Genomic DNA, 751 nt, shown 5'->3' on the forward strand with positions numbered 1-751 from the left:
TCAGTCACCCAGGCCTCGTTCGGCCGGGTAGGAGCGAACGTCTGCTTCAGCAAATTGTCGGCCACTGGCAGGTCATGGTTCGAGTTTGTCGTGGCCTTGAATTTGCGTTTCTGCTTGCAGCGCAAGGACAGTTCGCGGCGCAGGCGCGCAATCCTGTCACGACCAGCATCAAAGCCCTGGGCCGCAAGCTCCGGCTGCATGCGCAGCGGGCCGTAGGTCTCGCGGCTTTGCGTGTGGACGGCTTTGATGGCCACCTTCAGGCGTTCGTCGGCCTGCGCACGCGCCGACAACGCACCACTCGCCCAAGTGTAGTAGCCACTGCGCGACACCCCAAACGCTCGGCACATCACGGCAATCGGATATTCGAGTCGCATCGCTTTCATGACCGCGTACTTGGCAGCGACTCCCGCGCAAAGTACGCCGCCGCCTTTTTTACGATATCTCGTTCCATCCGGGCTTCGGCGAGCTCCCTGCGCAGCTTGGCATTCTCAGCCTCCAGCTCGGGGACTGTGCGGCTCCCTGGCGCCGCAGTGGGCGTTGCCCCGCGCTTTGCGGCACTTACCCAGTTGCCCAAAGTCCCCTTCGGAATGGCGATGCGTGCTGCCGCCTCTTCAAGCGTTAGGCCCTGCGCCAGCACCAGCTTGACCGCTTCTTCACGAAGCTCCGGCGTGTATGTTTTTGTCCGTTTCATAAATCCTCCCGTTGATGAAGTTTACCAAACAGGAGTGTCCGAAAAAGTCAGAGTACCTCA

At 60.7% G+C, this 751-nt stretch carries 1 pseudogene; it reads right to left on the reverse strand.

Annotated features, from left to right (window positions below):
* Positions 1–691: pseudogene (locus AC3WOS_RS28550) on the reverse strand (IS3 family transposase); the annotation flags it as partial.
* Positions 692–751: the final 60 nt, after the last annotated feature.

This window comes from Rugamonas sp. FW305-51 (genome assembly GCF_058786935.1).